Annotated in this window: 24 protein-coding genes, 1 tRNA gene, 1 other RNA gene and 1 pseudogene; 10 read left to right on the top strand and 17 right to left on the bottom strand. The window is 71.9% G+C overall.

The genetic code is table 11. The features are described 5' to 3' along the window. Positions 1–87 precede the first annotated feature (87 nt). Both wrbA and ACFXGN_RS04365 read left to right on the top strand, forming a co-directional pair. Complete coding sequence (wrbA, locus tag ACFXGN_RS04370) at positions 88–696, top strand: NAD(P)H:quinone oxidoreductase (RefSeq protein ID WP_384853319.1); 609 nt, start codon at positions 88–90, stop codon at positions 694–696. 280 nt (positions 697–976) lie between these two features. Continuing rightward, positions 977–1,714: a sulfite exporter TauE/SafE family protein gene (locus tag ACFXGN_RS04365; RefSeq protein ID WP_384853316.1), complete on the top strand. Its 738-nt coding sequence runs from the start codon at positions 977–979 to the stop codon at positions 1,712–1,714. A 284-nt stretch (positions 1,715–1,998) separates the two neighbouring features. Here ACFXGN_RS04365 and ACFXGN_RS04360 read toward each other — a convergent pair whose 3' ends face one another. Next, positions 1,999–2,286 (bottom strand): metal-sensitive transcriptional regulator, encoded by a 288-nt coding sequence (locus tag ACFXGN_RS04360; RefSeq protein ID WP_384853313.1) that lies wholly within the window; start codon positions 2,284–2,286, stop codon positions 1,999–2,001. Positions 2,287–2,368: 82 nt separating this feature from the next. Between ACFXGN_RS04360 and ACFXGN_RS04355 the strand changes: the two genes are divergently transcribed. Further along, the gene (locus ACFXGN_RS04355; RefSeq protein WP_384853310.1) at positions 2,369–2,962 is read left to right on the top strand and encodes a rhodanese-like domain-containing protein; all 594 of its coding nucleotides are present in this window, start codon (positions 2,369–2,371) and stop codon (positions 2,960–2,962) included. 77 nt (positions 2,963–3,039) lie between these two features. Here ACFXGN_RS04355 and ACFXGN_RS04350 read toward each other — a convergent pair whose 3' ends face one another. Next, positions 3,040–3,456 (bottom strand): YciI family protein, encoded by a 417-nt coding sequence (locus ACFXGN_RS04350; protein WP_384853307.1) that lies wholly within the window; start codon positions 3,454–3,456, stop codon positions 3,040–3,042. Positions 3,457–3,594: 138 nt separating this feature from the next. Here ACFXGN_RS04350 and ACFXGN_RS04345 point away from each other — a divergent pair, with 138 nt between their 5' ends. Beyond that, entirely contained in the window at positions 3,595–4,224 is a 630-nt protein-coding gene (locus ACFXGN_RS04345; protein WP_366445401.1) for a MarC family protein, read from the top strand. Positions 4,225–4,435: 211 nt separating this feature from the next. Here the strand turns inward: ACFXGN_RS04345 and ACFXGN_RS04340 are convergent, their stop codons facing one another. The 6 genes from ACFXGN_RS04340 to ACFXGN_RS04315 all read right to left on the bottom strand — a co-directional run bounded on the left by ACFXGN_RS04340 (position 4,436) and on the right by ACFXGN_RS04315 (position 11,609). Beyond that, complete coding sequence (locus ACFXGN_RS04340) at positions 4,436–5,644, bottom strand: winged helix DNA-binding domain-containing protein (protein WP_384853304.1); 1,209 nt, start codon at positions 5,642–5,644, stop codon at positions 4,436–4,438. A 68-nt stretch (positions 5,645–5,712) separates the two neighbouring features. Next, positions 5,713–6,771 carry an aldo/keto reductase gene (locus ACFXGN_RS04335; protein WP_384853301.1) on the bottom strand — a complete coding sequence of 353 codons (1,059 nt, stop codon included), beginning with the start codon at positions 6,769–6,771 and terminating at the stop codon, positions 5,713–5,715. Between the two features lie 218 nt (positions 6,772–6,989). Then, positions 6,990–7,826, bottom strand: coding sequence for an alpha/beta fold hydrolase (locus tag ACFXGN_RS04330; protein ID WP_384853298.1), 837 nt, complete (start codon positions 7,824–7,826; stop codon positions 6,990–6,992). Between the two features lie 389 nt (positions 7,827–8,215). Then, a complete protein-coding gene (locus ACFXGN_RS04325; RefSeq protein WP_384853295.1) occupies positions 8,216–10,399 on the bottom strand; it encodes an FtsX-like permease family protein in 2,184 nt (727 codons plus the stop codon). 68 nt (positions 10,400–10,467) lie between these two features. Beyond that, positions 10,468–11,142 (bottom strand): ABC transporter ATP-binding protein, encoded by a 675-nt coding sequence (locus ACFXGN_RS04320; RefSeq protein WP_384853293.1) that lies wholly within the window; start codon positions 11,140–11,142, stop codon positions 10,468–10,470. A 59-nt stretch (positions 11,143–11,201) separates the two neighbouring features. Beyond that, the gene (locus ACFXGN_RS04315) at positions 11,202–11,609 is read right to left on the bottom strand and encodes a hypothetical protein (protein WP_384853290.1); all 408 of its coding nucleotides are present in this window, start codon (positions 11,607–11,609) and stop codon (positions 11,202–11,204) included. Positions 11,610–11,825: 216 nt separating this feature from the next. Here ACFXGN_RS04315 and ACFXGN_RS04310 point away from each other — a divergent pair, with 216 nt between their 5' ends. Beyond that, positions 11,826–12,383 (top strand): hypothetical protein, encoded by a 558-nt coding sequence (locus ACFXGN_RS04310; protein ID WP_384853288.1) that lies wholly within the window; start codon positions 11,826–11,828, stop codon positions 12,381–12,383. A gap of 769 nt (positions 12,384–13,152) precedes the next feature. Here the strand turns inward: ACFXGN_RS04310 and ACFXGN_RS04305 are convergent. The 7 genes from ACFXGN_RS04305 to ACFXGN_RS04275 form a co-directional block, all read right to left on the bottom strand. Continuing rightward, complete coding sequence (locus ACFXGN_RS04305) at positions 13,153–13,680, bottom strand: ATP-binding protein (protein WP_384853285.1); 528 nt, start codon at positions 13,678–13,680, stop codon at positions 13,153–13,155. A 118-nt stretch (positions 13,681–13,798) separates the two neighbouring features. Beyond that, the gene (locus ACFXGN_RS04300) at positions 13,799–14,536 is read right to left on the bottom strand and encodes a class I SAM-dependent methyltransferase (RefSeq protein WP_384854475.1); all 738 of its coding nucleotides are present in this window, start codon (positions 14,534–14,536) and stop codon (positions 13,799–13,801) included. A gap of 62 nt (positions 14,537–14,598) precedes the next feature. Then, positions 14,599–15,993, bottom strand: coding sequence for a hypothetical protein (locus ACFXGN_RS04295; RefSeq protein WP_384853282.1), 1,395 nt, complete (start codon positions 15,991–15,993; stop codon positions 14,599–14,601). Positions 15,994–15,995: 2 nt separating this feature from the next. After that, complete coding sequence (locus ACFXGN_RS04290) at positions 15,996–16,760, bottom strand: hypothetical protein (protein ID WP_384853279.1); 765 nt, start codon at positions 16,758–16,760, stop codon at positions 15,996–15,998. A 39-nt stretch (positions 16,761–16,799) separates the two neighbouring features. Further along, positions 16,800–17,384 (bottom strand): hypothetical protein, encoded by a 585-nt coding sequence (locus ACFXGN_RS04285; RefSeq protein ID WP_384853276.1) that lies wholly within the window; start codon positions 17,382–17,384, stop codon positions 16,800–16,802. Positions 17,385–17,544: 160 nt separating this feature from the next. Further along, positions 17,545–17,844, bottom strand: coding sequence for a hypothetical protein (locus ACFXGN_RS04280; RefSeq protein ID WP_384853274.1), 300 nt, complete (start codon positions 17,842–17,844; stop codon positions 17,545–17,547). 80 nt (positions 17,845–17,924) lie between these two features. Next, positions 17,925–18,434, bottom strand: a complete 510-nt coding sequence (locus tag ACFXGN_RS04275) for a nucleoside-diphosphate kinase (protein WP_360797927.1) — start codon at positions 18,432–18,434, stop codon at positions 17,925–17,927. A 408-nt stretch (positions 18,435–18,842) separates the two neighbouring features. On the opposite strand from ACFXGN_RS04275, the gene ACFXGN_RS04270 reads away from it, so the two are divergent. Further along, complete coding sequence (locus ACFXGN_RS04270; RefSeq protein WP_384853271.1) at positions 18,843–19,502, top strand: NUDIX hydrolase; 660 nt, start codon at positions 18,843–18,845, stop codon at positions 19,500–19,502. Next, positions 19,499–19,912: an NUDIX hydrolase gene (locus ACFXGN_RS04265; protein WP_384853268.1), complete on the top strand. Its 414-nt coding sequence runs from the start codon at positions 19,499–19,501 to the stop codon at positions 19,910–19,912. The genes ACFXGN_RS04270 and ACFXGN_RS04265 overlap by 4 nt, the downstream gene beginning before the upstream one ends. Before the next feature lie 142 nt (positions 19,913–20,054). On the opposite strand, the pseudogene ACFXGN_RS04260 reads toward ACFXGN_RS04265, so the two are convergent. After that, positions 20,055–20,282 (bottom strand): annotated as a pseudogene (locus tag ACFXGN_RS04260) (type I restriction-modification system subunit M N-terminal domain-containing protein); the annotation flags it as partial. A 404-nt stretch (positions 20,283–20,686) separates the two neighbouring features. Beyond that, positions 20,687–20,774: transfer RNA gene (locus ACFXGN_RS04255), tRNA-Ser, on the bottom strand. Positions 20,775–20,891: 117 nt separating this feature from the next. Here ACFXGN_RS04255 and ffs point away from each other — a divergent pair. The 3 genes from ffs to purD all read left to right on the top strand — a co-directional run bounded on the left by ffs (position 20,892) and on the right by purD (position 24,737). Beyond that, an RNA gene (gene ffs / locus ACFXGN_RS04250) (signal recognition particle sRNA small type) lies at positions 20,892–20,990 on the top strand. Between the two features lie 278 nt (positions 20,991–21,268). Beyond that, positions 21,269–23,425, top strand: coding sequence for a DNA polymerase III subunit gamma and tau (locus ACFXGN_RS04245; protein WP_384853265.1), 2,157 nt, complete (start codon positions 21,269–21,271; stop codon positions 23,423–23,425). Between the two features lie 61 nt (positions 23,426–23,486). Beyond that, positions 23,487–24,737: a phosphoribosylamine--glycine ligase gene (purD, locus tag ACFXGN_RS04240; RefSeq protein WP_384853262.1), complete on the top strand. Its 1,251-nt coding sequence runs from the start codon at positions 23,487–23,489 to the stop codon at positions 24,735–24,737. Positions 24,738–24,770 lie beyond the last annotated feature (33 nt).

Below are 24,770 nucleotides of genomic sequence, written 5' to 3'. Positions count from 1 at the left end.
GAGCATACTCGGCCCCCTTGCGAACCGGATAGAAATCCACTTAGGCTCCCGATGGAAACGGAATGCAATCCGGTTGAGGAGATCGTCATGTCCGTCAAGGTCGCCGTCATCTACTACTCGTCCACGGGCTCCGTCCATCGACTCGCCCAGGCCGTCGCGGAGGGCGCGGAGAAGGCGGGCGCCGAGGTACGGCTGCGCCGGGTGCCGGAGCTGGCCCCCGACGCCGCGATCGACGCGAACCCGGCCTGGCGGGCCCACGTGGACGCCACCGGTGACGTGGAGGTGGCCGCGCTGGAGGACCTGGAGTGGGCCGACGCGTACGCGCTGGGCTCCCCGACCCGCTTCGGCAACGTGGCCGCGCAGCTGAAGCAGTACGTCGACGGCACGGGCGGCCTGTGGCAGCGCGGGGTCATGGCGGACAAGCCCGCGACCGCCTTCACCAGCGCGCACAACGTGCACGGCGGCAACGAGTCGACGCTGCTCGCGCTCTACAACACCTTCCACCACTGGGGCTCGGTCATCGTCTCGCCGGGCTTCACGGACCCGGCGGTGTACGCGGCCGGGGGCAACCCGTACGGCACCGCGCACCCGGGCGCCAACGGCGCCCCGCAGGAGAACGTCCTGGCCGCCGCCCGCTACCAGGGAGCCCGCCTGGCGAAGATCGCGAAGCGGCTGAAGGGGCTGGCCGTCGACTGACCCCGCGGTCGGGCGCCGCACTCGCGTACCCCCGGGGGAAAATACCCCCGGGGGTACGTCTGTTAGGGTCGTTGGTATACCCCCGGGGGTAATAAGTCCCAGCTCGGGACCACCCTCCGGCCTCCCGGCCCCGAAAGGAGCGCGGCGTGCCGTCCATCGACCCGCTCACCGCCCGACCCGCCACCACCACGCGCCCCGGCCCCCGTGTCGGTCCGCCCGTCTGCCCTCCCACGGGCCCCACGGACCCCACAGGTCCGGCGAGCCCGGCGGGACCGGCCCGATGCTGATAGCCCTCGCGGCCGGTGCCGTCGTCGGGCTCGCGCTCGGGGCGCTCGGCGGCGGGGGCAGCGTCCTCGCCGTGCCCGTGCTGATTTATCTGCTCGGCTTCACCCCGACCGCCGCCGCGACCGCGAGCCTCCTGATCGTCCTCGCGACCTCCGCGACCGCGCTCCACGGGCACGCCAGGGACGGCAACGTCCGCTGGCGGACCGGCGCGCTCTTCGCGGCGGCGGGGCTGGTCCCGGCGGCGCTCGGCGGCCTCCTCGCGGCCCGGCTCCCGGAGGCGCTGCTCACCGCCGGGTTCGCGGGGGTGGCGGGGATCGCGGCGGTCCGGATGCTCAGGCCCACGGCCCCGGCGGAGGGAGTGCGCCGCTCGGGCCCGGCCGTCGCGGGCGCGGGCGCCGGACTCGGCGCGGTCACCGGGATCCTCGGGGTGGGCGGCGGCTTCCTGACCGTCCCCGCCCTGGTCCAGGTCGTGGGACTGCGGATGCGTCAGGCGGTCGGCACCAGCCTGCTGGTCGTCGCGGCCAACGCGCTGGTCGCGCTGCTCGCCCGGTCGGGCGCGGCCGAGCCGCTGGACTGGGCGGTGGTCGCCCCCTTCGCGGGGGCGGCGATCCTCGGCGCCTGGGACGGCCGTCGCCTCGCCTCGAAGGTCTCGGGGACCACCCTGCGCCGGATCTTCGGCGCGGCGCTCCTCGCGGCGGCGGCGCTGATGCTGCTGGACGCGACGGTCCTGTGAACCCGGGACCCGCCGGGAGGGATGCCCTGGGGGCCGGAGACCCCGGAGGCAGCCACGGCCCCGGGGGCCACTGCGGCCCCAGAGACCGCCACGACCACGGAGGCCGCTACGGCCCCGGAGACCGCCACGACTACAGATGCCGCCACGACTACGGAGGTCACCTCGGCCCCGGGGGTCGCCACGGCCCCAGGAGCCACCACGGCCCCAGGGGCGGACCGCCCTGAGACCAGCACGGTCCCGTAAAAGGAGGCCGCCCCTGGAGACGGCGACGGCCCCCCCGCGGCCTACGCCAGCGACAGGAAGAGCTTCTCCAGACGGGCCCGCATGGCGTCGCGGTCCTCGCCGTTCCGCTGGCCGTCCTCGACGTCCGTCAGACACTGCTGGAGCCCGGTCGCGATGATCGCGAACCCGGCCCGGTCGAGGGCGCGGGAGGCGGCGGCCAGCTGGGTCACGACCTCCTCGCAGTCGCGGCCCTCCTCGATCATCCGGATCACGCCGGAGATCTGGCCCTGAGCCCGGCGGAGCCGGTTCAGGACCGCCTTCAGCTCCGCACCCGCGAGATCCAGTTCCACAGCCACTCCTCCACAGATACCCCAGGGGGTAATTTACTCCCCAGCACGGGGCTCCCGTCGAAGACCAAGGATGACACCTGCAATGAACGCACCCCTCCTGCTCGACCCCGACCAGGCCCGCGCCCGGTTGGCCGACCTCACCGTCGTGGACGTCCGCACGCCCGGCGAGTACGCCTCCGGACACGTGCCCGGCGCCGTCAACGTCCCGCTCGACCGTCTCGACCGCGCCGTCCCCGCCCTCCGGGAGGCGGCGGCGCGCGGCGGCCTGCTCCTCGTCTGCCAGTCCGGCAGCCGCTCGGCCAACGCCTGCGCCCGGCTCGCGGGCGAGGGCATCGGGGTCTACGACCTCGACGGCGGTACGAGCGGCTGGGCCGCGCGCGGCCACGGCCTGGCACGTCCGGCGGGCGCCCCCGCGAAGCCGGTGTGGGCGATGGACCGCCAGGTGAGGCTGGTCGCGGGCTCGCTCGTCCTCCTCGGCCTGCTCCTGGGCCTCCTGGTCCACCCCGCCTTCTCCCTGCTCTCGGCGGGCGTCGCGGGCGGCCTGGTCTTCTCGGCGCTCACCAACACCTGCGGCATGGCCCTGATGCTCGGCAAGCTCCCGTACAACCGCGCGAACGCCTGCGCGACGGACCTGGACACCACCCTGACCCGCCTCCACCGGGGACCGGACGCGTGACACCACGGGAGGGCGGGAAGGGCGGCACCGCCCTTCCCGCCCTCCCGGCGGCCTTCCGCCTTCCCCCGTGGCGGGACTCAGTCCTGCCGGGGTCCCACCTCGTCGACGCGGCGGATCACCACCGGATGTTCCGGAGCTCCGGGCGGCCGGGGGCAGGCGGCGGCGCGGGCCGCGATCTCCGTGACGCGGTCCAGGGACGCGCACTCCAGGAGCCAGAAACCGGCGACGACCTCCTCGGTCTCCGCGTACGGGCCGTCCGTGACGACCGGCGCGCCCCCGTCGTCCACCGTCACGAGACGGGTCGCGGCCGGGGAGGTGAGGCCCCGCGCGTCCAGCAGCTCGCCCGAGGCCCGCAGCTCCTCGTTCAACGCGCCCATGTGCGCGAACACGGCGTCCAGGTCCTGCCGGGTCCACGTGGGGCCGCCCGGTCCCGGACGGCCCGCCATCGCCTCGTGGTCGACCGCCGAGCCCTGCACCATCACCAGGTACTTCATGACGTCCTCCGCGTTCCGCGTTCCGTGCGGCCTCCACCGCTTCTCGCGGAACGGCCGGAACCGCCGGGCCGTTCTCGACACCGCGCGGGAAAATGCGTCGAAACCGGAGAAATCACCCGGCCGCACCATGATTCCGGTGTGAACACCTTCACCTACTCCGCCGCCTTCATCACCTTCTTCTCCGTCGTCGGCCCGCCGAAGGTCCTCCTCTCCTTCGCGGGGCTCGCCCAGGTGCATCCCGTCCGGCAGCTCCGCACCATCGCCCTGATCTCCTCCGGCGCCGCCGTCCTCGTCGGACTGCTCACCGGACTCGCCAGCCCCTGGCTGCTCGACCTCTTCCACATCAGCACACCCGCACTCCAGATCGCGGGCGGCGTCATCTTCTTCATCTACGCCGTGGGGCTCGTCCTCGGCCTCCACATCGGCTCCGCCCCCACCCACCAGGACGGCCCCGACCTGGCCAGCGGCGTGCGCGAGCTGCTCGTGCCGTACGTCGTCAGCCCCCTCGCCCTGACCGCCGTCCTCATCGAGGGCGCCGCCCGCGACTCCTTCAGCTGGCGTTCCACCGTCGTCGGCGCGTACGTCTCCGTCATCGCCCTCGACCTGATCTGCGTCCTGCTGCTCACCCGTGTGCTGCGCCGCACCCACCACGCCACGATCGAACTCCTCGCCCGCCTCCTGGGCCTGCTCCTCGCCGCCGTCGGCGTCGACCTCGTCCTCGACGGCCTCGCCGCCCTGGGCGTCCCCGGTCTGTACGTACGCCACTGAGCCGACCCGCGCCCACACCAGGGAGCCGCGCGTCCACAGGCCCGCACGTCCGGAGGCCCGTACGTCCGCAGACCCGACCGCGAGTCCGTACGACCGTGGGTCCGGTACGACCCCGAGTCCGGTACGACCGTGGGGCCGTACGACCGTGAGTCCGTACGGGCGCCACCGAGCCGCTCGCCGAAGGGCGCCGCCGCCCCGGCTCAGCCCGCTCTCAGCCCGCGCTCAGCTCGCGTTCCAGGGGAGCGCGGAAGCGCGGGGTCACCCGGACGTCCCCCACCCAGGCCGCCAGCCGCTCCGCCTCCGCGCCGATCGCCCGCTCCGCCTCCGCGCCCACGTCCGTCAGGAGCCGGTGGACGACCGTGCCGTCCGGGCGCTGCGCCCAGCCGCCGACGATCCGGCCGTTCCACCACACCGTCGGCCCGATGTTGCCGCTGCGGTCGTACAGCGCCGGGCGGAACTCCGGGGCCAGATACCAGTCACGGCCCTGCCAGCCCATCACCGTCGGATCCAGCGTCGGCAGCAGCGCCGCCCACGGCTCCCCCTCCGGTACGGGCGCGAGGTCGTCCGGCAGCACGAACCCGGTCCCGCCCTCGCCCGCCGTCCCGCCCTCACCCTCCGTCGGCTCCAGGCGCACCCGCACCGCCCCGACGGCGGCCAGCGCCTCCCGCACCTCCGTCACCTTCCACCCCGTCCACCACTTCAGATCCGCCTCCGTGGCCGGACCGCACGCCGCCAGCCAGGGCCGGAGCAGCTCCGCCCGCGCCTCGGCGGGCGCCCGCTCCGGATGCGGAGCGCCGAGCGCCCAGCGGAAACGGCTCGACGTCCACGACCCCTGCGGCCTGCCCCGTACGATCCGCCCCTCCATCCCGAGCACCCGGAGCACCCGGCTCGACACCGACTGCACGCCCTCCTGCCGGGTGCCGAGGCCGTACAGATACGTCGATCTCAACTCCGGCACGGCATCGCCCAGTTCGGCGCCCGTGGCTTCCCCGCGCCGCGCCAGTTCGGCGAGGACGAGGTCCTCGGTGGCCGCCAGCCAGGCCGCGTCGAAGGAGCTGCCCGCCACCAAGTGCTTGACCAGCGCGGTGCGTTCGCGGACGGCGGCGGGCCGGGTCGTCGAGGCCTGCACGGCGGGCGTGAGCGCGGCCGGGAAGACGAAGACCGTGTGCCGCATCCCGTGCATCCGCACCAGCGACCGGTCCTCGTACAGCGCCCGCTCCACGTCCGCCACCGGGCCGACCGTCCCGGCCAGCCTGGCCCCCACCGCGAGGAACACGCTCGCCGGGTCCGTCCCGTGCAGCGCCACGAGCGCGTCCGCGACCTCCTCCGCCGAGCCCGCCCGCGCGCCCTCCGTCAGCAGGTGCCGCGCCCCGAGCCGCGCCCTGCGTTCCGCCGTGCCGATCGTCCTCGTCTCACCCATGCGTCCCAGGATGGCGCAGCGCACCGACAGTCTCCCGGAACCCGGCCGGGCCGCGCGGGGCCCACGGCTCAGCCCGCCGCCCGCTCCGCCAACGGCCTGCGCCGCAGCGCCGGTTCGGTGAGGGCCGGGGGGCGCCAGACGCCGTCCGGCTGGTAGAGGTTCGTCCCCGGCGGCACGATCGCGTCGATCCGGTCCAGGACCTCGTCCGTCAGGACCAGCGGAGCCCCCTCCAGGAGCCCCTCCAGCTGCTCCCCGGTGCGCGGCCCGATGATCACGGAGGTCACGGCCGGGTGCGCGGCGGCGAAGGCGAGGGCGAGTCCGGGCAGCGAGCAGCCGATCTCGTCCGCGAGGGCGACGAACTCCTCGACGGCGTCGAGCTTGGCCGCGTTGCCCGGGGCCGCCGGGTCGAAGCGGTGCGGGGTGAGCGCGGGCCGCCCGCTGCCGAGATCGACCGGCCGCCCCTTGCGGTACGTGCCGGTGAGGAAGCCGGAGGCCAGCGGGGACCAGGTCAGGACGCCCATGCCGTACCGCCGCGCGACCGGCAGGACGGACGCCTCGACGCCCCGCGCGAGCAGCGAGTACGGGGGCTGCTCGGTGCGGAAGCGGCGCAGCCCGCGCCGCTCGGCGACGGCGTGCGCCTCGACGATGTCCTCGGCGGGGAAGGCCGAGCAGCCGAAGGCCCGGATCTTCCCCTGGGCGACGAGGTCGCCGAGGACCCCGAGGGTCTCCTCGATGTCCGTACGGGGGTCGGGCCGGTGGACCTGGTACAGGTCGATCCAGTCGGTGCCGAGCCGCTTGAGGCTGTTCTCGACGGCCCGGGTGATCCAGAGGCGGGAGGAGCCGCCCCGGTTGGGCCCCTCCTCGCCGACGGGGAAGTACACCTTGGTGGCGAGGACGGTCGCGGCGCGGCGGTGCGGATCGCGCAGCGCCTTGCCGACGATCTCCTCGGACTCGCCGGCCGAGTACATGTCGGCGGTGTCCACGAAGTTGACGCCCCGGTCGAGGGCGGCATGGATGATCCGTACGGAGTCCTGGTGATCAGGATTGCCGATGGCGCCGAACATCATGGTGCCGAGGCAGTAGGTACTGACGTCGATCCCGGTCCCGCCGAGTGTGCGATAGCGCATGGCGGCACTCTAGGAAGTGGAGTGCGCTCCAGCGCAAGGGGCGAGGGCGAGGGGCGGCAGCGGAAGGAAGCCGAGCGGTACGGGAGCGGCCCGGAGCGGTACGGGAGTGCGGGGTCCGGGGTCCGGATGCCGGGGTCCTCGCCGTCCTTCCCGGTGCTCGGGCGCCACGGCCCCCAGGTGTCAGGTGCCGGGTGCCGACAGCCCATCGGCCCCGGATGTCAGGAGACGTCCCGCAGGAAGCCGAGGACCAGCCGGTGCAGGAGGTCCGGACGTTCGAGGTGGACGTCGTGCCCGGCGCCGGGCAGGCTGACGCCGTGCAGCGCGGGCCGGAGCCGGACCATCTCCGCGTACTCGTCGCCCCCGACGATCCCGCCCTGTTCGCCCTGCCCGAGGACGGCGAGGACGGGGCAGGCGACGGCCGCCCACTCGTCCCAGAAGGCCCGGCGGACGTTCTCGTCGAGGGAGCGCACCATGACCTCGGGGTCGAACCGGGGGTGCAGCCCGTCGGCGCGCTCTTCGAGGCCGCCCGCCCAGCCGTCCCCTACGGGGTCCTTCCCGCCGCCCAGATAGGCGGCGGCCACCTCCCGCGAGGGGAACGGCACCGGCCAGGCGGCCAGCCAGCCCGCGATCTGCTCCTGGGCGCCGGGGTGCGCGCCCCCGGGCCCCGCCTCGACGAGGATGAGGGCCCGGGGCAGGGCGGGATGGGCGGCGGCGGTGAGCAGGGCGGTGCTCCCGCCGAGCGACTGACCCATCAACACCGGCCGGTCGAGGCCGAGTTCCTCGGCGACGGCGACGGCGTCGGAGACGTACGCGGCCCGGGAGACGTCCTCGGGGCGGCGCTCGCTGGCGCCGTGCCCGCGCTGGTCGAGGGCGACGACCCGGTACCCGGAGTCGCGCAGCAGCCGTGCGGTGGCGTCCCATTCGCCGGAGTGCCCGGCGAGCCCATGGAGCAGGAGGACATCGGTGCCGGAGCCACCCCAGTCGCGTACGGACAGCCGTATCCCGCCCCTGCTGACATGCCGCTCTGACCAGGGGGAACCGGAGGAATTCGTCATCCTTCCATGATCCATCAAGTCCGGGGAGTTCCCTAGGGGGTGAGTGTGGAACACGAGCCGGGGAGCCGATCGGCGACTTCCGTACGGGGGTGGGGGACGCCCAGTTCGGCGGCGGCAGGGTCCGGAACTGGCCGAGGGCAGCGGCGACGACCTCCGCCGCCTCGGTGGTACGGGCCTCCCGGATGGCCCCCAACCCCCGTGTGGAACAGGTGAGTTAGTTCTGTCCTGGCGGTTCGGCCGAGTGAGGACCCGAGGCCGGACGAAGACGGCCGGAACGAGCGGCGGCCCCGAGCCGGTCTGGTCTCGGCTGGGCGAGCGGTGCCGCCGCACGAGCCGCAGAGTGCCGTCGCGTCGGCGTGGGCGGGGGCGGACCCGTGGCCGTACGGGTGTCAGTCCCGTCGGATGTGCTCGGGATCGACGTGCCGCCGCACCATCGGCAGGGAGGCGAGGGCGGCGGCGAGCAGTACGCCGAGGGCGCAGCCGAGCAGCGGCGGAAGCCCGTCCCAGTCCCAGTGCACGGCACCGCCCCCGGTGATCAGATAGCTGGACTCGGCGAGCCACCCGGCGACGAGGGCGCCCCCGAGCCCCACGACGAGCGGCAGCAGCACCTGCACCACCTGCACCACCCGCAAGGTCCGGGCCCGCGCCCCCAGCAGGACGAGCGCGGCCACCTGCCCCCGCCGCTCCATGGCCCGGTCGGCCACGGACACGACGAACGCGGCCACCCCGATGACCAGCCCGAGCACCATCCCCACACCGAGCAGGCTCCGGATCACGGCGAGCTGCGCGAGCGAGTCGATGACGATCCCCACGGGCTGCACGTCAGCGGTGGGAGCCACGGCCCCGATCCCGTCGAGCACCGAACGGACGGTGGCGGGGTCGGCGGCGCTGACGAGCGTCAGAGTGCCCGCGGAGTCGTCGAGATCGGTCGGGAGGAGGGCGGGGGGGACGAGGAGGGCGCCGGAGGAGAAGACGGACAGGTCCCAGGGCCGTACGTCGATCCGCTCGTTCGGCACGGTGAACACGGCCTTCCGGCCGTGCTCCAGGGCGAAGGGATAGCGCTCGCCCGCTTTCGGGTCGTACGCGAAGGTGCTCCGTTCGTCACGCAGTTGCATGACCTTGCCGTCGACACAGCCGGTCGCCCGCTCCGTCGAGGCGGTGAGCTGCGCGCAGGTGGCGACGACGATGTGCGCGTGGGGTACGTCGCTGCCGTCGAGCGGATCCCAGGAGTCGTACGCGGCCACCTGCGTCCGTACCCCCGGCACCTTCCCGAGGTCCTGCCGCTGGGCGGTGTCGAGGTCGCCCAGGCCGACGCTGTACTCCTGGAGGGGAGCGGTCTGCCGGCTCACCTGGTCCAGCTCGACGAGCACCCCCTGTGTCAGGGACGCCCCGAACACCAGCAGGACCAGCCCGGTGACCACCCGCAGGGACGACCCCGGATCGACCTCGGTCCGTCGCATCGCCAGTGCCACCGGCAACGACTTCGTCGTCCCGGCCACCCGCCGCGCGAGCCACGCCGTGACCGGCGCCAGACCGAACACGAGCCCGGCACCGGTCAGCAGTACGGCGCCGGGCACGAGGACCGCGCTGGCCGGGCCTCCCGAGGGATCCCGCCCCATCAGGCTGAGCACGCAGTACCCGCAGATGATCCCGAGCCCGGGAACGAGCAGCAGCGTCCCGAGCTTCCGGGGCGCCCGGCGCTCACCGGTCCTCCGCACGCTGATCGGGGAGGAGGCGGCCCGGCGGGCGCCGTACTGCCCGACGACCCAGGCGAGCGCGGGACATCCCAGCAGGCACACGACGAGGGTCGTCACCTCGGGCCGTCCGTCCGCCGGATACCAGCGCAGCCCCGGAAGCCCGATCCGCGCCATCAGCTCGTTGGCCCCGAGGTACCCCACGATCCCGATCACGGCCCCGGCGGAGGCGGCGGCCACGCTCTCCCCGGCGTTGACGCGGAGGGTGTCCTTCGCGCTGAGCCCGACGAGCCGCAGGGCGGCGAGCCGCCGGGCCCGGGACTCACCGGAGAGCCGGGCGCAGACGGAGAGGAAGATGACGAGGGGCAGCAGCACGACGCAGCCGAGGGTGAAGCGCAGGATGTCGAGGGTGGAGGGGTCGACCAGTTCGTCCCGCACGCCGTCGGCGCCGAAGTGGCCGAGGGCCCTGCCCTCCGGCAGGGCGGCGGGATCGGCGCCGATGTAGGCGTAGAGGTCGTCGGGGCCGCCCAGTCCGGCCGGCGCGATGGTGCCGGTCACCCGCCCCGGTACGAGCCCGGCGGCCCGGGGGTTGGCGGCCAGGACCTCGGCCAGCTTCGGCGACACGAGGGCCTCGCCCGTCCGGGGAAGTCGGGTGATCCCCGGCGGAACGGGCGCGGGGCCGGAGCCCGTACGGCCGAGGAAGACACGGCGGAGCGGCTGGGAGCCGTACGGGTCCAGGTACTCCTGGTAGACGACGTTCCTGTTGTCGCCCGGGTACACCGCGCGGCTCGCCGTGCGCCCGTCGTGCGCGGCGAGGATGGTGGGGATGGTGAGGACGGCCGCCAGACAGGCCACCCCCAGGGCGGAACCGGACGCCATCAGCAGGAAGCGGATCCTCCCCCTGCGACCGCTCCTCCACAGCAGGCGGATCCCCAGGACGAACGGGTTCACACCGCCACCCGCTGGGCCAGCACGCCGTCCGACATCGTGTACCGGGTGTCGGCCCGGGCGGCGACCTCGGCGTCGTGGGTGACGATGACGACGGCCGTCTTCTGCCGTCGGGCCAGCCAGAGGAACTCCTTCAGGACGGTCTCCGCGTTGACGCTGTCCAGCGATCCCGTCGGCTCGTCCGCGAACACCACGTCCGGCCGGTGGACCAGGGCCCTGGCGACGGCGACGCGCTGGCTCTGGCCCCCCGAGAGCTGGGAGGTCCTGCGCCGGAGGAGATCGCTCATGCCGAGCCGCCCCAGCACATGGGCGGCCATGACGTGGGCGTGCGCCTTGCTGATCCCGGCGAGCCGGAGGGGGAGCGCCGCGTTCTCCTCGACGGTCAGCTCCGGGAGGAGTTCGCCGTACTGGAAGACGAATCCGAGGCGGGTACGGCGCAGGGCGCTCAACTCCCCGTCGGGGAGGGAGGCGAGCCGGATCCCGTCGAAGGTGACGGTCCCGGCGGACGGGGGGAGGACACCGGCGAGGCAGTACAGCAGCGACGACTTCCCCGACCCGCTGCTGCCCATGACGGCGGCCACCTCACCGCGCTCGAGCGTGAACTCGGCACCGCTGACGGCCTGTTCGGTGCCGTAGAAGAGATCCACGCCCTCGGCGCGGAGAATGACGTCCATCGTGATCGCGCACTTTCTGCAGGAGGGGCTGCCACGGGTCGGCAGCCCCTGGCTCTCGTCTACCGCCGGGCGAACAGCCGCTCCTCGGAGCAGCTGTCGGGCTGCAGGGACCCACGGTCGAGGCACACCTGCATCCGCACTTCCTTGGTCTTCAGGACCGCGCCGTCGTAGAAGACCTTGTCGATCTTGACGGCCTTCCTCTGCACGCCCTTGACCTTCCCCCACGCGTAGTTCTCGATCTTGACGCGGAGGTAGACGTTGTGGCCGTCGTCGGGGATCTTGTCGTACAGATCGCCCCTCACCCGCAGCCCGCTGGGGGCCTTGTCGGTGGGCTGCCACTGGTACTTGCCGACGAACGAGACGCCAGGCGTCTGCATCGTCAAGCGGTGCTCCGAACTCGCCACCGCCACCCCCATCCCCCCGAAGAACAGCCCCCCGGCCACCACTGCCGTAGCGAACTTCCTCATCGATAACCCCTGTTTGGCTCGTGTGCCGACTGGTCATCACAGAAAGTATCGACATCACTACACACCGGATGGCGCAGGAACGTCCCTCCCCCTCAGCACCCCCCGAACCGGTGAACGCGCCCCTCTCCCGGTGAACGCGCCCCTTTCACTCCCCGTAGGAGTGATCGCCGGTGCGCCTGCGTGAGGGGCGGGGGCGGGGTCGTCAGGGTGGCCCCCATGCGTTCTTCCTCCCTCCTCGGCCGTGCCCTCGTCCCCCTCGTCGCCGCCGTCGCGCTGCTCGGCACCGCCGGGACCACCGTCGCCGGTGCCGTCGAGTCGTGCGGTTCGATCATCACGGCGCCGCTCGACCGGCCCGTACCCGCCGACGAGCCCTGTCCCAGTGCCGACCCCGTCGTGTGCCGTATCCGCGTCCTGCCGATGGACGAGAAGGTCGAGGCGCAGCGGACGCGGATGAGCTACCACGGGCTCCTGGAGGAGATGCACCGCACGGAGGCGGCCATGCGCGAGGCGGGTGCCACGGACGAGGAGATCGCGCGCGAACTGGTCGACATGCGGAACGAGGCGAAGGAGATCACCCGCGCGGGCATGAGCCCCGAGGAGGTCCGCGTCCTGGAGGCCCGGAACATCGCGAAGTACGGCAATCCGCTCGGCCCGACCGCCGACCAGCTCTACGCCAAGTACGGCTCCTGGCGGCAGGTGATCGACGCGTCGAAGCGGACGAGCCAGGCCGTGGACCGCGCGCTCAGCCTGGAGTACCGCCCCTGCCCGGTATGACCGACACCCCTCGTGCGCCGAGCGCCGAGGACCGACGGCCGAACACCCTCCGAACCTTGGACCCGACAACGTCGAAGGGCCCCACCGCAAGCGGTGGGGCCCTTCGACGTATTGCCCGGTGAGAGCAATGGCGGAGGATACGAGATTCGAACTCGTGAGGGGTTGCCCCCAACACGCTTTCCAAATTTTCGTACGGGGGGCCGGAGGGGGGTGCACCCGTCCTGAACTGGTGCGGAGCGTTCGGGATGGCCCTGTTCGGACGGAGCCGGACGGCGGCGAATGAGACCAGAACTGAGACTACGAAGCTGGGTCGTCTCCAGACCGGCAGCCTGATCCTGTAGCTGGTCACGGGCCCGCGGTGGCCAGATCGACGGTACTCGGCTCGCACGGAGTTTCGTACTGCCAGTGAGGCGTTGGTGAACTACGCGGGGGCATAGGGACTTGCGATGGGGATGAGCCCCTCGATGTTCCGGAGGAGGAGAACGTGTTGAAAGCCGAGTTTGGGGCGCTCATCTTCGCTGCTTTCGAAGTGACGCATGAGCCAGGCTCGAAAATCGCTCAGCTCGTGGGCCATGCGTACCCCCTGGGACTTCGTGGTGCCGGTCCTTTGAACGGCATCCCTTACTCAATGCCTATCCCGCACCGCGGTGTTCGGTGCAGCAACTGAAATTCCGACCGAAATCTTCCGTGCCTGACTGAGGGTTTCCGCTCGGTCAGAGATAGGCAGTGGCGCTGCTCGTGCGCCCGACTTCCGAATTAATCGGCTCGACTACAGCTCGCGCAGGCCGGTCAGGACTCGTCCGATGAGCATCGGAGCGGCCTGCTGGCCGCCGCAGCCTGGCTCACCCAGGGCGCTGCTGGGATGATCGGGAACCTCTGCCCAGACGACCTTCCCGGGGTGCGGCCCTGTGGGGGAGTAGCCCCAGCGGTTGGCCATGGTCTGGATGAGGACGAGTCCGCGGCCCCCGGTGGCGCTGGCGTCACTGGCGCGAAGCGCCAGCGGTCGCGGGTCGGGGTCACTGACCGCGAGGATGATGCCGCCATCGGTGGTCCAGAGCGGGAGCACGATCGTGCCGATGCCGACGGAATGAGTGGCCGCTTCAGACGTCTTCGTGGGGCGTGCGTGCCGGATCGCGTTGGTAGCCAGCTCCGATACGAGAAGCCGGGCGACTTCGATGCCCTCGTCGGGGAAGTGCCAGCGCTTGAGGATGTCGACGGTGTGGCGGCGGGCCCAACCGACGGCGTTGGGGGTGACGGTGAGGGTCAGCTCGCTGATGGGTGGTGGGACCTGGTTCATGTAGGTGGCTCCCTCGGCGGCGTGGCCGGGCGGGTGCGGCGCTTTGGCGTGGGTGGAGGCCCGCGAGTCCGGGGCGGCTAGGGACGGGGTGTCTCGGCCTCGCGGGCTGCTTGAGGCGCTACTTCGTGGCGACGACGTAGACGCTGCCCCAGCGGCGCTTCGGGTTGGCCATGGTGGGGTCGAACGTCCAGGGCTCGACGGTGGTGAAGCCGGCCTCGGTGAAGAGCTGGACGAGCTTCTCGTGGTCGTAGGCCCACAGGTGCGGGGTGTACGTGGGGTCGTCGTCCTGGTCGCGGAAGACGAGGTTGACGAGGTCGAGCCGTGTGTTGATGTCGCCGCGGCAGTCGCGCTTGGCGTACCAGCGCTCGATCGTCTCGTCGGAGGTGTCCAGGGGACCGGGGTACTGGCTCAGGGCGAAGGCGGCGTCGGGAACGCCGGTGATGATCCGGCCGCCCGGCGCGAGGACGCGGTGGGCCTCGCGGACGTAATGCTTGGCCGAGCGCGGGTAGTCGATGTGCTCCAGGAAGTGCTCGGAGAAGATCTCGTCGGTGCTGTCGTCCCGGAGGGGGATGCCCTCGCGGATGTCCCAGAGGAGATCGGCCGGCGGGACGAGGTCGATGTTGAAGAAGCCGTCGATGCGGTGGGCTCCGCCGCCGATCTGGACCCTGGCGGGCTTGTCGTCGATGCGGCCGTTGGGCCAGGCGCGCCGGCTGGCGTGGTGGTGGCGGTGGAGCTCGATCTCCTTGGCGGCGGCCCGGAGGGTGCGGGCGAGGCCGTGGGTGGTGGCGAGGTCGGCGAGGACGGAGGCGATCTGTTCGCCAAGGAGGTCGACGGAGGGCATGGCGGAGGGACTTATCACGGATCTCCTGCGTGTGAGGTTGCTCGGGGTGGGTGGGCCGCGGATGGCGGCGGCGGTGATCAGGCGGCGCTGGGCGCGGGGGCGGTCCACTGGTTGTTGCGCATGAGGGTGTACTTGATGTCCACCAGGCGCGGGGCGATGGTCAGCGAGAGCTCCTCGGCCGGGTGGAGGTGGCCGGCGCCGTCCTGCTCGGCGCGCCAGACGCGGTAGTCGAGGTCGGGGTAGGCCGGGTTGATGCCGATCTCGCCCTTGGGCATCGTGCCGTTGAACGGGGCGACGATGTCCATGTGGTTCCAGTAGTTCCAGGCTTGCAGCGCCTTGTGCTGGTCGAAGTAGAAGTAGAAGTCGGGGTAGCGGCCGAAGGTGCGCAGTTCCCGGTGGATGAGGTGGCCGAGCAGCGGTCCGAGCTGGGTGGCCAGGGAGTCGAACTCCCAGCGCGTGTGGTGCCAGGCTTCCGGGGCGTCGCCGGGCGCGAAGAGGCGGGCGGCGACGAGGTAGCTGATCCGCTCGACCAGGTACGCGCTCGCGTGGCTGGTGTCGATGGTCGGATCGACTCGGTGGATGAGTGCGGCCAGCTGCTTCGGGCGGGGACGGAACCTCGCGAGGTCGAACTTGCCGGCCATGGCGGGGAAGGAGACGAACAGCATCTCCTTGTAGAGCCAGTTGTTCAGCTCGCCGAGCTCGGCCAGGCGCCGGGTGTGGTGCGAGGCCGAGTGGAGCATCAGGTACTCGGCGACCGCTTCGAAGTACAGGTAGCCGAGGATCGGCAGGCGGGGGATCGTCTCGTCGAGCAGCCGGAGGTACGGCTCGGCGTCGACACGGGTGCCCTGGTAGGCCACGGTCGCCGCGGTGGAGAGGAATGAGGCCGAGTTCTTGACGCGGCCGACGACTGTCTCGCGCAGCTGGTACCGCTCGCTCTTGCTCAGCAGGTATTCGAGGTGGCTGTAGATCTGCAGGTGGATGAGTCCCAGCCGCAGGTAGTCCACTCCGGCGAGTCCGCGGTATGCCTGCTGCGGGGTGTCGATCTCGAAGATCAGCGGGGTGGGTGCGCGATCGGTGACGCCGAGCTTGGCCAGGAAGGTCGGCGCCTCCTTGGTCAGGACGTAGGCGCCGAGGTTGTGCATACGGAAGCCCTGGTCGGTCGCGGTGAGCGGCGCGCAGTAGATGCTTCCGACGAGGCAGCCGCCCGACGGGTAGAGCACTCCCTGTCGGCTGATCTCCTCCAGGGCGTGGGTGACGTGCAGCAGGTGCAGTTTGCCGTTTCCGCTCAGGGCCTCGAAGAGGGCGTTCTGCCGAAGCAGGTGGCCGTTCGGGGTCTCCTCGGCGAGCCGTCGTTCCCAGCCCGCCGTCTGGGTGGCGAGCGGGTCGGTGTGGTCGGAGGGGCTGGGGATGAGGGTGGAGTCGAAGAAGGCGTGGGCGTCGGCCCACAGGCGGTAGGCGTCGAGGAAGTCCATGGTCAGACCAGGCCCTTCTCGGCGAGCGCGTAGCGGACGGCCGCAGTGCCGCTGGCCCCGGCGAGGTAGGCCCGCTCCGAGATCAGGACCAGATCGAAGGCGAGGCCGCGCAGCTGGTCGAAGGCGGGCTCGCGGACGTACCGGGAGTCCGGCCACCACTTCAGCTTCGGCAGGCGGTAGCGGTCCAGGGCATCGGCGGCCTTGACCACGTCGGTGATGCGCTCGGCCCGAGCGTGGTCGGACTTGTCGTCGGCGGTGAACGCCTCGTACGGGACGTCGTGCAGGCGGACGGCGGTGGCCGCCTGCACGATCCGCCGGGGTGCGGTGGCGAGGCCGAAGTGGCCCCAGACGGTGTCGGCGTTCGCGGCGAGCCAGATGGCCGCGCGGGCGCCATGTCCGCAGTCGTCCTGGTCGTGGCGCCGCTGGCAGTCGTGTACGGCGGCGGCGAGGATCGCCGTGGCGGTGTCGGCGTCGTCGAGGCCGTTCGTCTCGGCGAGGACGGCGGCGAGCGCCGCCGTCCTCATAGCGTGGCGGACGCCGTGGAGCGAGGTGTACAGGCGGGGGTCGGCCCACCACCGGGTGGGCAGTCCGCCGTGCGCGAGCAGCTCCTTCGACCGCGGGCGCAAGGCCGGCTGCGGTGCCGGCGGGAGGTCGGGCCTGTGGTCGCTGATCCACGCGATGGTGGCGTGGTCCATGTGCTGGTGGAGCGGGAGCTGCCCTCGGGCAGCCAGGTCGATCAGACTTGCGGTCAACGGGGTCGTGCTCATTCGTGCCCACCCCCTTGGTGGTCTCCGCGGTGGTGTTCCCTACCGGATCGGCGCGGCCTGCTGCTCGTGCTCCTTGCGGTCCTTCTCGGCGGCCTCGAAGGCAGCGGTGAAGTCGGCCAGCTCCTGCTCCGTCATCAGGGTCACGCCGAGCGCCGTGGCGACGTCCGTGATCTTGGCTTCCGCCTCGGCGCGGGCCGCGTCCGAGGCGTCGTCCTCCAGCAGCACCTCGAACTCGGCGTGGTAGCCCCACGCCTCGCTCCACTTGACCGCGATCTCGACCCCGTCGAAGCGGAAGTTGTGGCGGAAGTTGAACGCCTCGTGCATCGCCGTCTCGAATCCGAGGGCGTTGAACACCTTCACCGCGGCGGGGACGTCGGCGGGGGCGATGGCGAACTCGGTCTCCGCAAAGGCCGCACCCTGCCCGATCTTGCTCCCCTTGAGGGTGATCTTGGCGGTGCCGACGACGGTGTTGTCGGTGACCTTCAGGAGCTGGTCGGGGAGCACGTAGAAGTAGATGTGCTTGTCGTCGGGGCCCAGGTCCTTCCCGTCCGCCTTCAGGCGGGTGACGAGCTGGTCGTGGACCTCCTTGGTGAAGCGGGCGCGCATCTCGATCTCGACGGCCACGGGGCTGCTGCCTCCTCGTTTCAGGCATGGCGAAGCCAGCCGGACCCTGCCGTGTGGGGGGCCGTCCGGTCGGGCGATCGCTATGGGGGTTGGTGGTCGAGCGCGGGGTGATGCGGCCGATGCGGGTGCCGACCGCATCACCCCGGTGGATCGGTGGGTCTCAGCTGAGGGTGCCGAAGCGCTCCTTGACCACACCCGAGTGCAGGTACGTCGGCAGCTGGACGCCTCCCACCGACGTACGACCGGTGGCGACCTGCTCCTCCGTCTCGCTGGGGAAGCCCTCCAGCAGACGCAGGCACTGCTGGGCCCACTCCTGCGACGCGGGCCAGTCGCCCAGGTCGCGGTGGCGCAGAGCCAGGGCGTACGCGGTCTCGGTGGCCGCCCACCGGTCGGTCGCCAGCTCACGCTGGAAGATCGACTCCAGCTCGTCGGTGGAGGCCAGGCGGGTCTGGTTGGTCATGGTGCCCTCTCGGTTCAAACGGTCGTGCCCCATTGGTGATCAACGCCCCGGCGTCCCTGCGGTGACGCCGTGACCCGCCGTTAGTACGTGTAGATCTCGGCCAGCGTCTTGTAGTCCTGCAGCTCGTCCTTGTCGAACCACAGCTCCACCTCCTGCTTGGCCTCCTCCGCGTTGCCGGAGGCGTGCACGAGGTTCGCGACCGCCTTGCCCGAGGCGATGCTGGCCGCCGCGCTGTAGTGCGAGAAGTCACCTCGTACCGTTCCGGCCGGAGCCTGGTTCGGGTACGTGCTGCCGACGATCTTGCGAACCGTGGCGATGGCGTCGAAGCCCTCCAGCACCAGGGCGATAACCGGCCCCTGCTGCATGAATGTCGCCGTGAGGTTGTAGACCTCCGAACCCAGCCGCTCTTCAAGATCGAAATAGTGCTTGCGGGTGAACTCCTCGTCCATCCACTTCATCTTCGTGCCGACGATCTTCAGCGCGGCATCCTCGAATCGAGTGATGACCCTTCCTGCCAGGCCACGCGCCAGCGCATCGGGCTTGAGCAGGACGAGCGTGCGCTCGACAGTGTGTGCCTGAACCTCGGCCATTGATTCCCTTTCGCCTTGCTAGCAACCGAACATGACGGACGATCAGCCGTCATCTGCTGAGGTTACCGGCGCTGGCGGGGCGGTTCGGGCGTGCGGGCAATGCCCCAGACGGGCGAATGCCGGCCAGGATGCGGCCGATCAGCTGACCGAGAGGCCCGATTCGGCCAACTTCTCTGTCTCCGCTATCCGCTGGGGGTACGCATCTAGAATCTCCCTGTGGTCGTCTGGCGCTCTCGCGCCTCTCAATACGCTTTCCAGGGACCGAGCCTTCGACGGGTGATTCCTTGGCCCTGGTGACTCCGATTCTTCCGGGGCTCTTCCCGCGTGACCATGAAGTGCCAGTGCAGTGGGAGTGCACTTTCGGCGCGCGAATTCCTGCACCGGGGCGGCGACGAGGGGGGCAGTCTTGTGGACGTGATCGAGCGCTGGAGCGGCCGGTACGCCTGCCTGCTGCAGTCCGCCCTACGGCTCGGCAACGAACAGTTCGCCGCCCACCTCGGCATCGCCGTGAGGACGGTGGCCACCTGGCACTCCGACGCGACCCTCGTGCCTCGCAGGGAGATGCAGCAGCTCCTCGACACAGCCCACGAGCAGGCTCCGGAGACTGCTCGACAGCGCTTCGCGCTCCTGCTGGCGAAGGAACGGGCCCCAGCCGACTCGACACCGCCGGGCGCGCAGGCGCTGCGCGTGGCCATCGCGGTGGTCGTCCGCGACAGCGATGTCCTCCTGGTGTGCCGACGGGACGACGACGCTGCTGGAATCACGTGGCAGTTCCCGGCCGGGGTCATCAAGCCAGGAGGCAAGGCGGAGACCACCACCGTGCGGGAGACCTTGGACGAGACGGGTGTCCATTGCGCGGTCCGGCAGCACCTCGGGAACCGGCTTCACCCCGTAACCGGCGTGCTGTGCGAGTACTTCCTGTGCGAGTACCTGGCGGGCGAGGCCACGAACAGCGACACGGCCGAGAACATCGACGTCATGTGGGTCCCCAGAAACTCGGTGCCCCGCTTCATCCCCGTCGATACGATCTTCCCACCCATCCTGGCCGCCCTGGAGGAGCAGACGTGACGAACCAGAACACGGACGAGCGCCCGGGCATCGCCGCCGCCATCGTCGTGAACGAGGGACGCGTGCTGATGGTGCGCCGCCGGGTCAGCGAGGGACAGCTCTCCTGGCAGTTCCCGGCCGGCGAGGTCGAGCCCGGCGAGGCCCGCGAGGACGCCGCCGTGCGGGAGACCCAGGAGGAGACCGGGCTGACCGTGAAGGCCGTCAAGCTGCTCGGTGAGCGCGTACACCCGAAGACGGGTCGGCTCATGTCGTACACCGCCTGCGAGGCACTCGTCGGCACGGCCCACGTCGCGGACACCGAGGAACTGGCCGAACTGGCCTGGGTCGCCCATGGCGAGATCCCGGAGTACGTGCCGTACGGACTGTTCGAGCCGGTGCAGGAGTACCTGGACGCGGCTCTGCCTTCCTGAGCGGCCTCGGGCCACGGTCATGACTGCCGGGGAGCGCGTTGTCGTCGTCGGGGCTGGGGTGGGCGATGGTGGCGAGGACCGACGAGCAGGAGGCATGACGCTGCTGGACGGTGCCGGGGTGGATGAAGGGGATCTCGAACGACTGGTAGTCGCGGTATTCGATCTCGTGCGCTTCCTCGGCGGACAGGTCGTCCAGGCCCTCGTTTTCGGCCAGGAACTTCTGGTGGTGGTGCTCCCAGGTGTCCGACAGGTACTTCCAGAACATCAGCGGGAAGACGACCGAGGCGTATTGCGCTTCGGTCATCGCCACGCGCAGCTCGTCGGCGGCGTCCCCCAAACGGTTCTCGATCCCCTGCTGGGTCACTGCCATCAGCCTGGGATGTCCTTGCTGGTGAAAGGGCGGCGACCCGAAGGCCGTGGTGTTCCTACTGGTCAGCCGACGGCTTCACCCCGCCCAGGATGCCGCCGCAGAGGTCCCGGAACCCCTGCTGATCACGCCCGTCGAGCGGGCTGCCGCCTCTGCCGCCTCTGCCGCCTCTGCCGCCCTGGGCTGCCCACCGTGGGAGCTGGGGCCGTGCTCCGAGTGTGGCCAGGTGATGCGCCGCTACGGGCGTGACGCGGCCATGTTCTGTGGCGTGTGTCATGCCTTGCGGAACGGGAGGTAGCCCGAGCCAGGGCTCCGGAGGCAACTGAGACCAGAACTGAGACCAGGGAACGTCGAAGGGCCCCACCGCAAGCGGTGGGGCCCTTCGACGTATTGCCCGGTGAGAGCAATGGCGGAGGATACGAGATTCGAACTCGTGAGGGGTTGCCCCCAACACGCTTTCCAAGCGTGCGCCCTAGGCCACTAGGCGAATCCTCCGGTCCGAACATTACATGACCGAGGAGGGTGCTTGCGAACTCGATCCGGGGCCGGGTTCCCGAGGTGTTCCAGGTGGGGGAGTCGGACCGGGGAGCCCCCGGGATCGGGTACGCTGAGCGGAGCCCCTCACGCGGTGCTATCTGACTGAACTCCCCCAGGGCCGGAAGGCAGCAAGGGTAGGTCGGCTCTGGCAGGTGCGTGGGGGGCGCTTGCGTTCCCCGATCGCCCCCCACCATCTCCCGCTGCCCCGCTGCCCCGCTGCCCCGCTGCCCCACGCGGGCCCGCCTCGTGCTCCAGGGGCCTGCCGCCCGGCGCCCCACGGACCGCGCGGTCCGTGCCCCGCCCGTACCGCCTCGCCGTCCCGTCCCGCTCCGGAACCTGTTCCGGCCCCGGCCCCGTACGGACCACGTGTCCGTCCCGCTCCGGCCCGGTCCCGGCGTCCGTCCGCGGCGGATTTTCCCGGGTTGTCGGTGTGCGCCTATAACCTCGTACACGTGTCGTCTCTCGCGCTCTACCGCCGCTATCGCCCCGAGTCCTTCGCCGAGGTCATCGGGCAGGAGCATGTCACCGACCCGTTGCAGCAGGCCCTGCGGAACAACCGGGTCAATCACGCGTACCTGTTCAGCGGGCCCCGCGGGTGCGGGAAGACGACCAGCGCGCGCATCCTGGCCCGCTGTCTGAACTGTGAGCAGGGGCCCACTCCGACCCCCTGCGGGGAGTGCCAGTCCTGCCAGGACCTCGCGCGCAACGGGCCCGGTTCGATCGATGTCATCGAGATCGACGCCGCCTCGCACGGTGGTGTCGACGATGCCCGTGACCTGCGGGAGAAGGCCTTCTTCGGGCCCGCCTCCAGCCGGTACAAGATCTACATCATCGACGAGGCCCACATGGTCACCCCGGCGGGCTTCAACGCCCTCCTGAAGGTGGTCGAGGAGCCGCCGGAGCACCTCAAGTTCATCTTCGCCACGACCGAGCCCGAGAAGGTCATCGGGACCATCCGCTCCCGCACCCACCACTACCCCTTCCGGCTCGTGCCCCCCGGCACCCTGCGGGAGTACCTGGGTGAGGTCTGCGGGCGCGAGGGCATCCCGGTCGCGGAGGGCGTGCTGCCGCTCGTGGTGCGCGCCGGCGCCGGGTCCGTGCGCGACTCGATGTCCGTCATGGACCAGCTCCTCGCCGGTGCCGCCGACGACGGTGTGACGTACTCGATGGCGACCTCCCTGCTCGGCTACACGGACGGCTCGCTCCTCGACGCGGTCGTGGACGCGTTCGCCGCCGGGGACGGCGCCGCCGCCTTCGAGGTCGTGGACCGGGTCGTCGAGGGCGGCAACGACCCCCGCCGTTTCGTCGCCGACCTCCTGGAGCGGCTGCGCGACCTGGTGATCCTCGCCGCCGTCCCGGACGCCGCGGAGAAGAGCCTCATCGACGCCCCGGTCGATGTGATCGAGCGGATGCAGGCCCAGGCGTCCGTGTTCGGCGCCGCCGAGCTGAGCCGGGCCGCCGACCTCGTCAACAGCGGGCTGACCGAGATGCGGGGCGCCACCTCGCCCCGGCTCCAGCTCGAACTGATCTGCGCGCGCGTGCTGCTGCCCGCCGCCTTCGACGACGAGCGGTCGTTCCAGGCGCGCCTCGACCGCCTGGAGCGCGGGATGGCGTCCGCCCCGCCCGCCGCCGCGCCCGCGCCGGTCTTCACCGCCGGGCCGCCCGCGCCCGCGATGGGATACGTCCCCGGGCCCGAGGCCCACACCCCGATGGCCCCGCCCCCGCTCCCCCCGACCGCCCCCGCGCAGACGGCCCCCGCACCCGCCCCGGCCGGGCCCGCTCCTGTACAGCAGCCGCAGCCGCCGCAGCAGGCCGCACAGCCCCCGCAGGCCGCGCCCGCCGCGTCCCGGCCCGGCGCGTGGCCCGGCGCCGCCACCCCTGGCAGCGGTGCCCCCGGTGCCTGGCCCGGCGCGGGAGCCCCGGCGGCACCCGCGCCCGCCCAGGCTCCCGCCCCCGCGCCCGTACAGCAGCCGCAGGCGCCCGCCCCGGCCGCCGTTTCCGGTGGCGGGGACACCGCACAGGTGCGGAACCTCTGGCCGCAGATCCTCGACGCCGTCAAGAACCGGCGCCGTTTCACGTGGATCCTGCTCAGCCAGAACGCGCAGGTGGCGGGCTTCGACGGCGCCACCCTCCAGCTCGGCTTCCTCAACGCGGGCGCCCGTGACAACTTCGCCACCAGCGGCAGCGAGGAAGTCCTCAAGCAGGCCCTCGCCGAGCAGTTCCAGGTGAACTGGAAGATCGAGGCGATCATCGATCCCTCGGGCGGCGCCTCGCCCCCGCCCGCCGCCACCGGTTTCGGCGGCGGCCGTCCGCAGGCGCCCGCCCCGGCGTTCCCGCAGGCCCCGCCCGCCCCCGTACAGCAGCAGCAGTCCGCGCCCGCCTTCCCGCCGAGGGGCGGCGGCTTCCCGGGTGCGGGCTCCCCGTCGGCCCCGGCGTCCGGTCCCGCCGCCCCGCCCTCGTACGCGCCGTCCGCGCCGCAGCCCGTGGCGCCCGAGGACGACGTGCCGGAGGAGGACGACCCCGACCTCGTCGACTCGGCGCTCTCCGGTCACGACCTGATCGTGCGCGAGCTGGGCGCCACCGTTGTGGAGGAATATCCGAACCAGTAGGACCGTCTCGCTCGGTGGCCCGCACAAAGGGCATCCCGTGCCGGGGGCTACCCTGGCAGGCGTGAAGGTCCTCGTCATCGGCGGCGGCGCCCGCGAACACGCCCTGTGCCGCTCTCTCTCCCTCGATCCCGACGTCACCGCTCTGCACTGCGCGCCCGGCAACGCCGGAATCGCGGAGGTCGCCGAGCTGCACCCGGTCGACCAGCTCGACGGCGACGCCGTCGTGCGCCTCGCGACCCGGCTGGGGGCGGAACTCGTCGTCGTCGGACCCGAGGCGCCGCTCGTCGCCGGGGTCGCCGACGCGGTCCGCGCCGCCGGTGTCCCCGTCTTCGGCCCGTCGCGGGAAGCGGCGCGGCTGGAGGGCTCCAAGGCGTTCGCCAAGGACGTCATGGCGGGTGCCGGGGTGCCCACCGCCCGCAGCTACGTCTGTACGACCCCCGAGGAGATCGACGAGGCGCTCGACGCCTTCGGCGCCCCGTACGTGGTCAAGGACGACGGTCTGGCCGCGGGCAAGGGAGTCGTCGTCACCGACGACCTCGCACGGGCCAGGGAGCACGCGCTCGCCTGCGACCGCGTGGTCATCGAGGAGTTCCTGGACGGGCCCGAGGTCTCCCTCTTCGCGATCACCGACGGCGTCACCGTCCTCCCGCTCCAGCCCGCGCAGGACTTCAAGCGCGCGCTCGACGGCGACGAGGGCCCCAACACCGGCGGCATGGGCGCCTACTCGCCGCTGCCCTGGGCCGACCCGAAGCTGGTCGAGGAGGTCCTCGGGACCGTCCTCCAGCCGACCGTCGACGAACTGCGCCGCCGGGGCACCCCGTTCTCCGGCCTGCTGTACGCGGGCCTCGCGATCACCGGCCGAGGGGTGCGGGTCATCGAGTTCAACGCGCGCTTCGGCGACCCCGAGACGCAGGTCGTCCTGGCCCGGCTGAAGACCCCGCTGGCGGGCGTCCTGCTGAACTCGGCCAACGGCACCCTGGACGACCAGGCCCCGCTGAGCTGGAGCGACGAGGCCGCCGTCACCGTGGTCGTCGCCTCGCACAACTACCCGGACACCCCGCGCACCGGCGACCCGATCGAGGGCCTGACCGAGGTCGCGGAGAAGGACGCCCCGCTCGCGTACGTCCTCCACGCCGGTACGAAGCGGGACGGCGACGCGGTGCTGAGCGCGGGCGGCCGGGTCCTCTCGGTCACCGCCACCGGTACGGACCTGGCGCAGGCCCGTGAGCGCGCCTACGCGGCGGTCGGCCGCATCCGTCTTGACGGCTCCCAGCACCGCACGGACATCGCGCGGAAGGCCGCCGAGGCCTGATCCCCCTTGGGGGAGCGCCCCGGCCGTGCGGTG

This window comes from Streptomyces sp. NPDC059247 (genome assembly GCF_042754005.1).
GTDB lineage: Bacteria > Actinomycetota > Actinomycetes > Streptomycetales > Streptomycetaceae > Streptomyces.
Note: the sequence above shows the minus strand (reverse complement) of the source record. Positions and strands in the feature narration are given on the sequence as shown.

Coding starts and splice junctions, on each gene's coding strand:
- wrbA (WP_384853319.1), top strand. CDS start 88: ATGTCCGTCAAGGTCGCCGTCATCTACTACTCGTCCACGGGCTCCGTC.
- ACFXGN_RS04365 (WP_384853316.1), top strand. CDS start 977: ATGCTGATAGCCCTCGCGGCCGGTGCCGTCGTCGGGCTCGCGCTCGGG.
- ACFXGN_RS04355 (WP_384853310.1), top strand. CDS start 2,369: ATGAACGCACCCCTCCTGCTCGACCCCGACCAGGCCCGCGCCCGGTTG.
- ACFXGN_RS04350 (WP_384853307.1), bottom strand. CDS start 3,456: ATGAAGTACCTGGTGATGGTGCAGGGCTCGGCGGTCGACCACGAGGCG.
- ACFXGN_RS04340 (WP_384853304.1), bottom strand. CDS start 5,644: ATGGGTGAGACGAGGACGATCGGCACGGCGGAACGCAGGGCGCGGCTC.
- ACFXGN_RS04335 (WP_384853301.1), bottom strand. CDS start 6,771: ATGCGCTATCGCACACTCGGCGGGACCGGGATCGACGTCAGTACCTAC.
- ACFXGN_RS04330 (WP_384853298.1), bottom strand. CDS start 7,826: ATGACGAATTCCTCCGGTTCCCCCTGGTCAGAGCGGCATGTCAGCAGG.
- ACFXGN_RS04325 (WP_384853295.1), bottom strand. CDS start 10,399: ATGGCGTCCGGTTCCGCCCTGGGGGTGGCCTGTCTGGCGGCCGTCCTC.
- ACFXGN_RS04320 (WP_384853293.1), bottom strand. CDS start 11,142: ATGGACGTCATTCTCCGCGCCGAGGGCGTGGATCTCTTCTACGGCACC.
- ACFXGN_RS04315 (WP_384853290.1), bottom strand. CDS start 11,609: ATGAGGAAGTTCGCTACGGCAGTGGTGGCCGGGGGGCTGTTCTTCGGG.
- ACFXGN_RS04310 (WP_384853288.1), top strand. CDS start 11,826: ATGCGTTCTTCCTCCCTCCTCGGCCGTGCCCTCGTCCCCCTCGTCGCC.
- ACFXGN_RS04305 (WP_384853285.1), bottom strand. CDS start 13,680: ATGAACCAGGTCCCACCACCCATCAGCGAGCTGACCCTCACCGTCACC.
- ACFXGN_RS04295 (WP_384853282.1), bottom strand. CDS start 15,993: ATGGACTTCCTCGACGCCTACCGCCTGTGGGCCGACGCCCACGCCTTC.
- ACFXGN_RS04290 (WP_384853279.1), bottom strand. CDS start 16,760: ATGAGCACGACCCCGTTGACCGCAAGTCTGATCGACCTGGCTGCCCGA.
- ACFXGN_RS04280 (WP_384853274.1), bottom strand. CDS start 17,844: ATGACCAACCAGACCCGCCTGGCCTCCACCGACGAGCTGGAGTCGATC.
- ACFXGN_RS04275 (WP_360797927.1), bottom strand. CDS start 18,434: ATGGCCGAGGTTCAGGCACACACTGTCGAGCGCACGCTCGTCCTGCTC.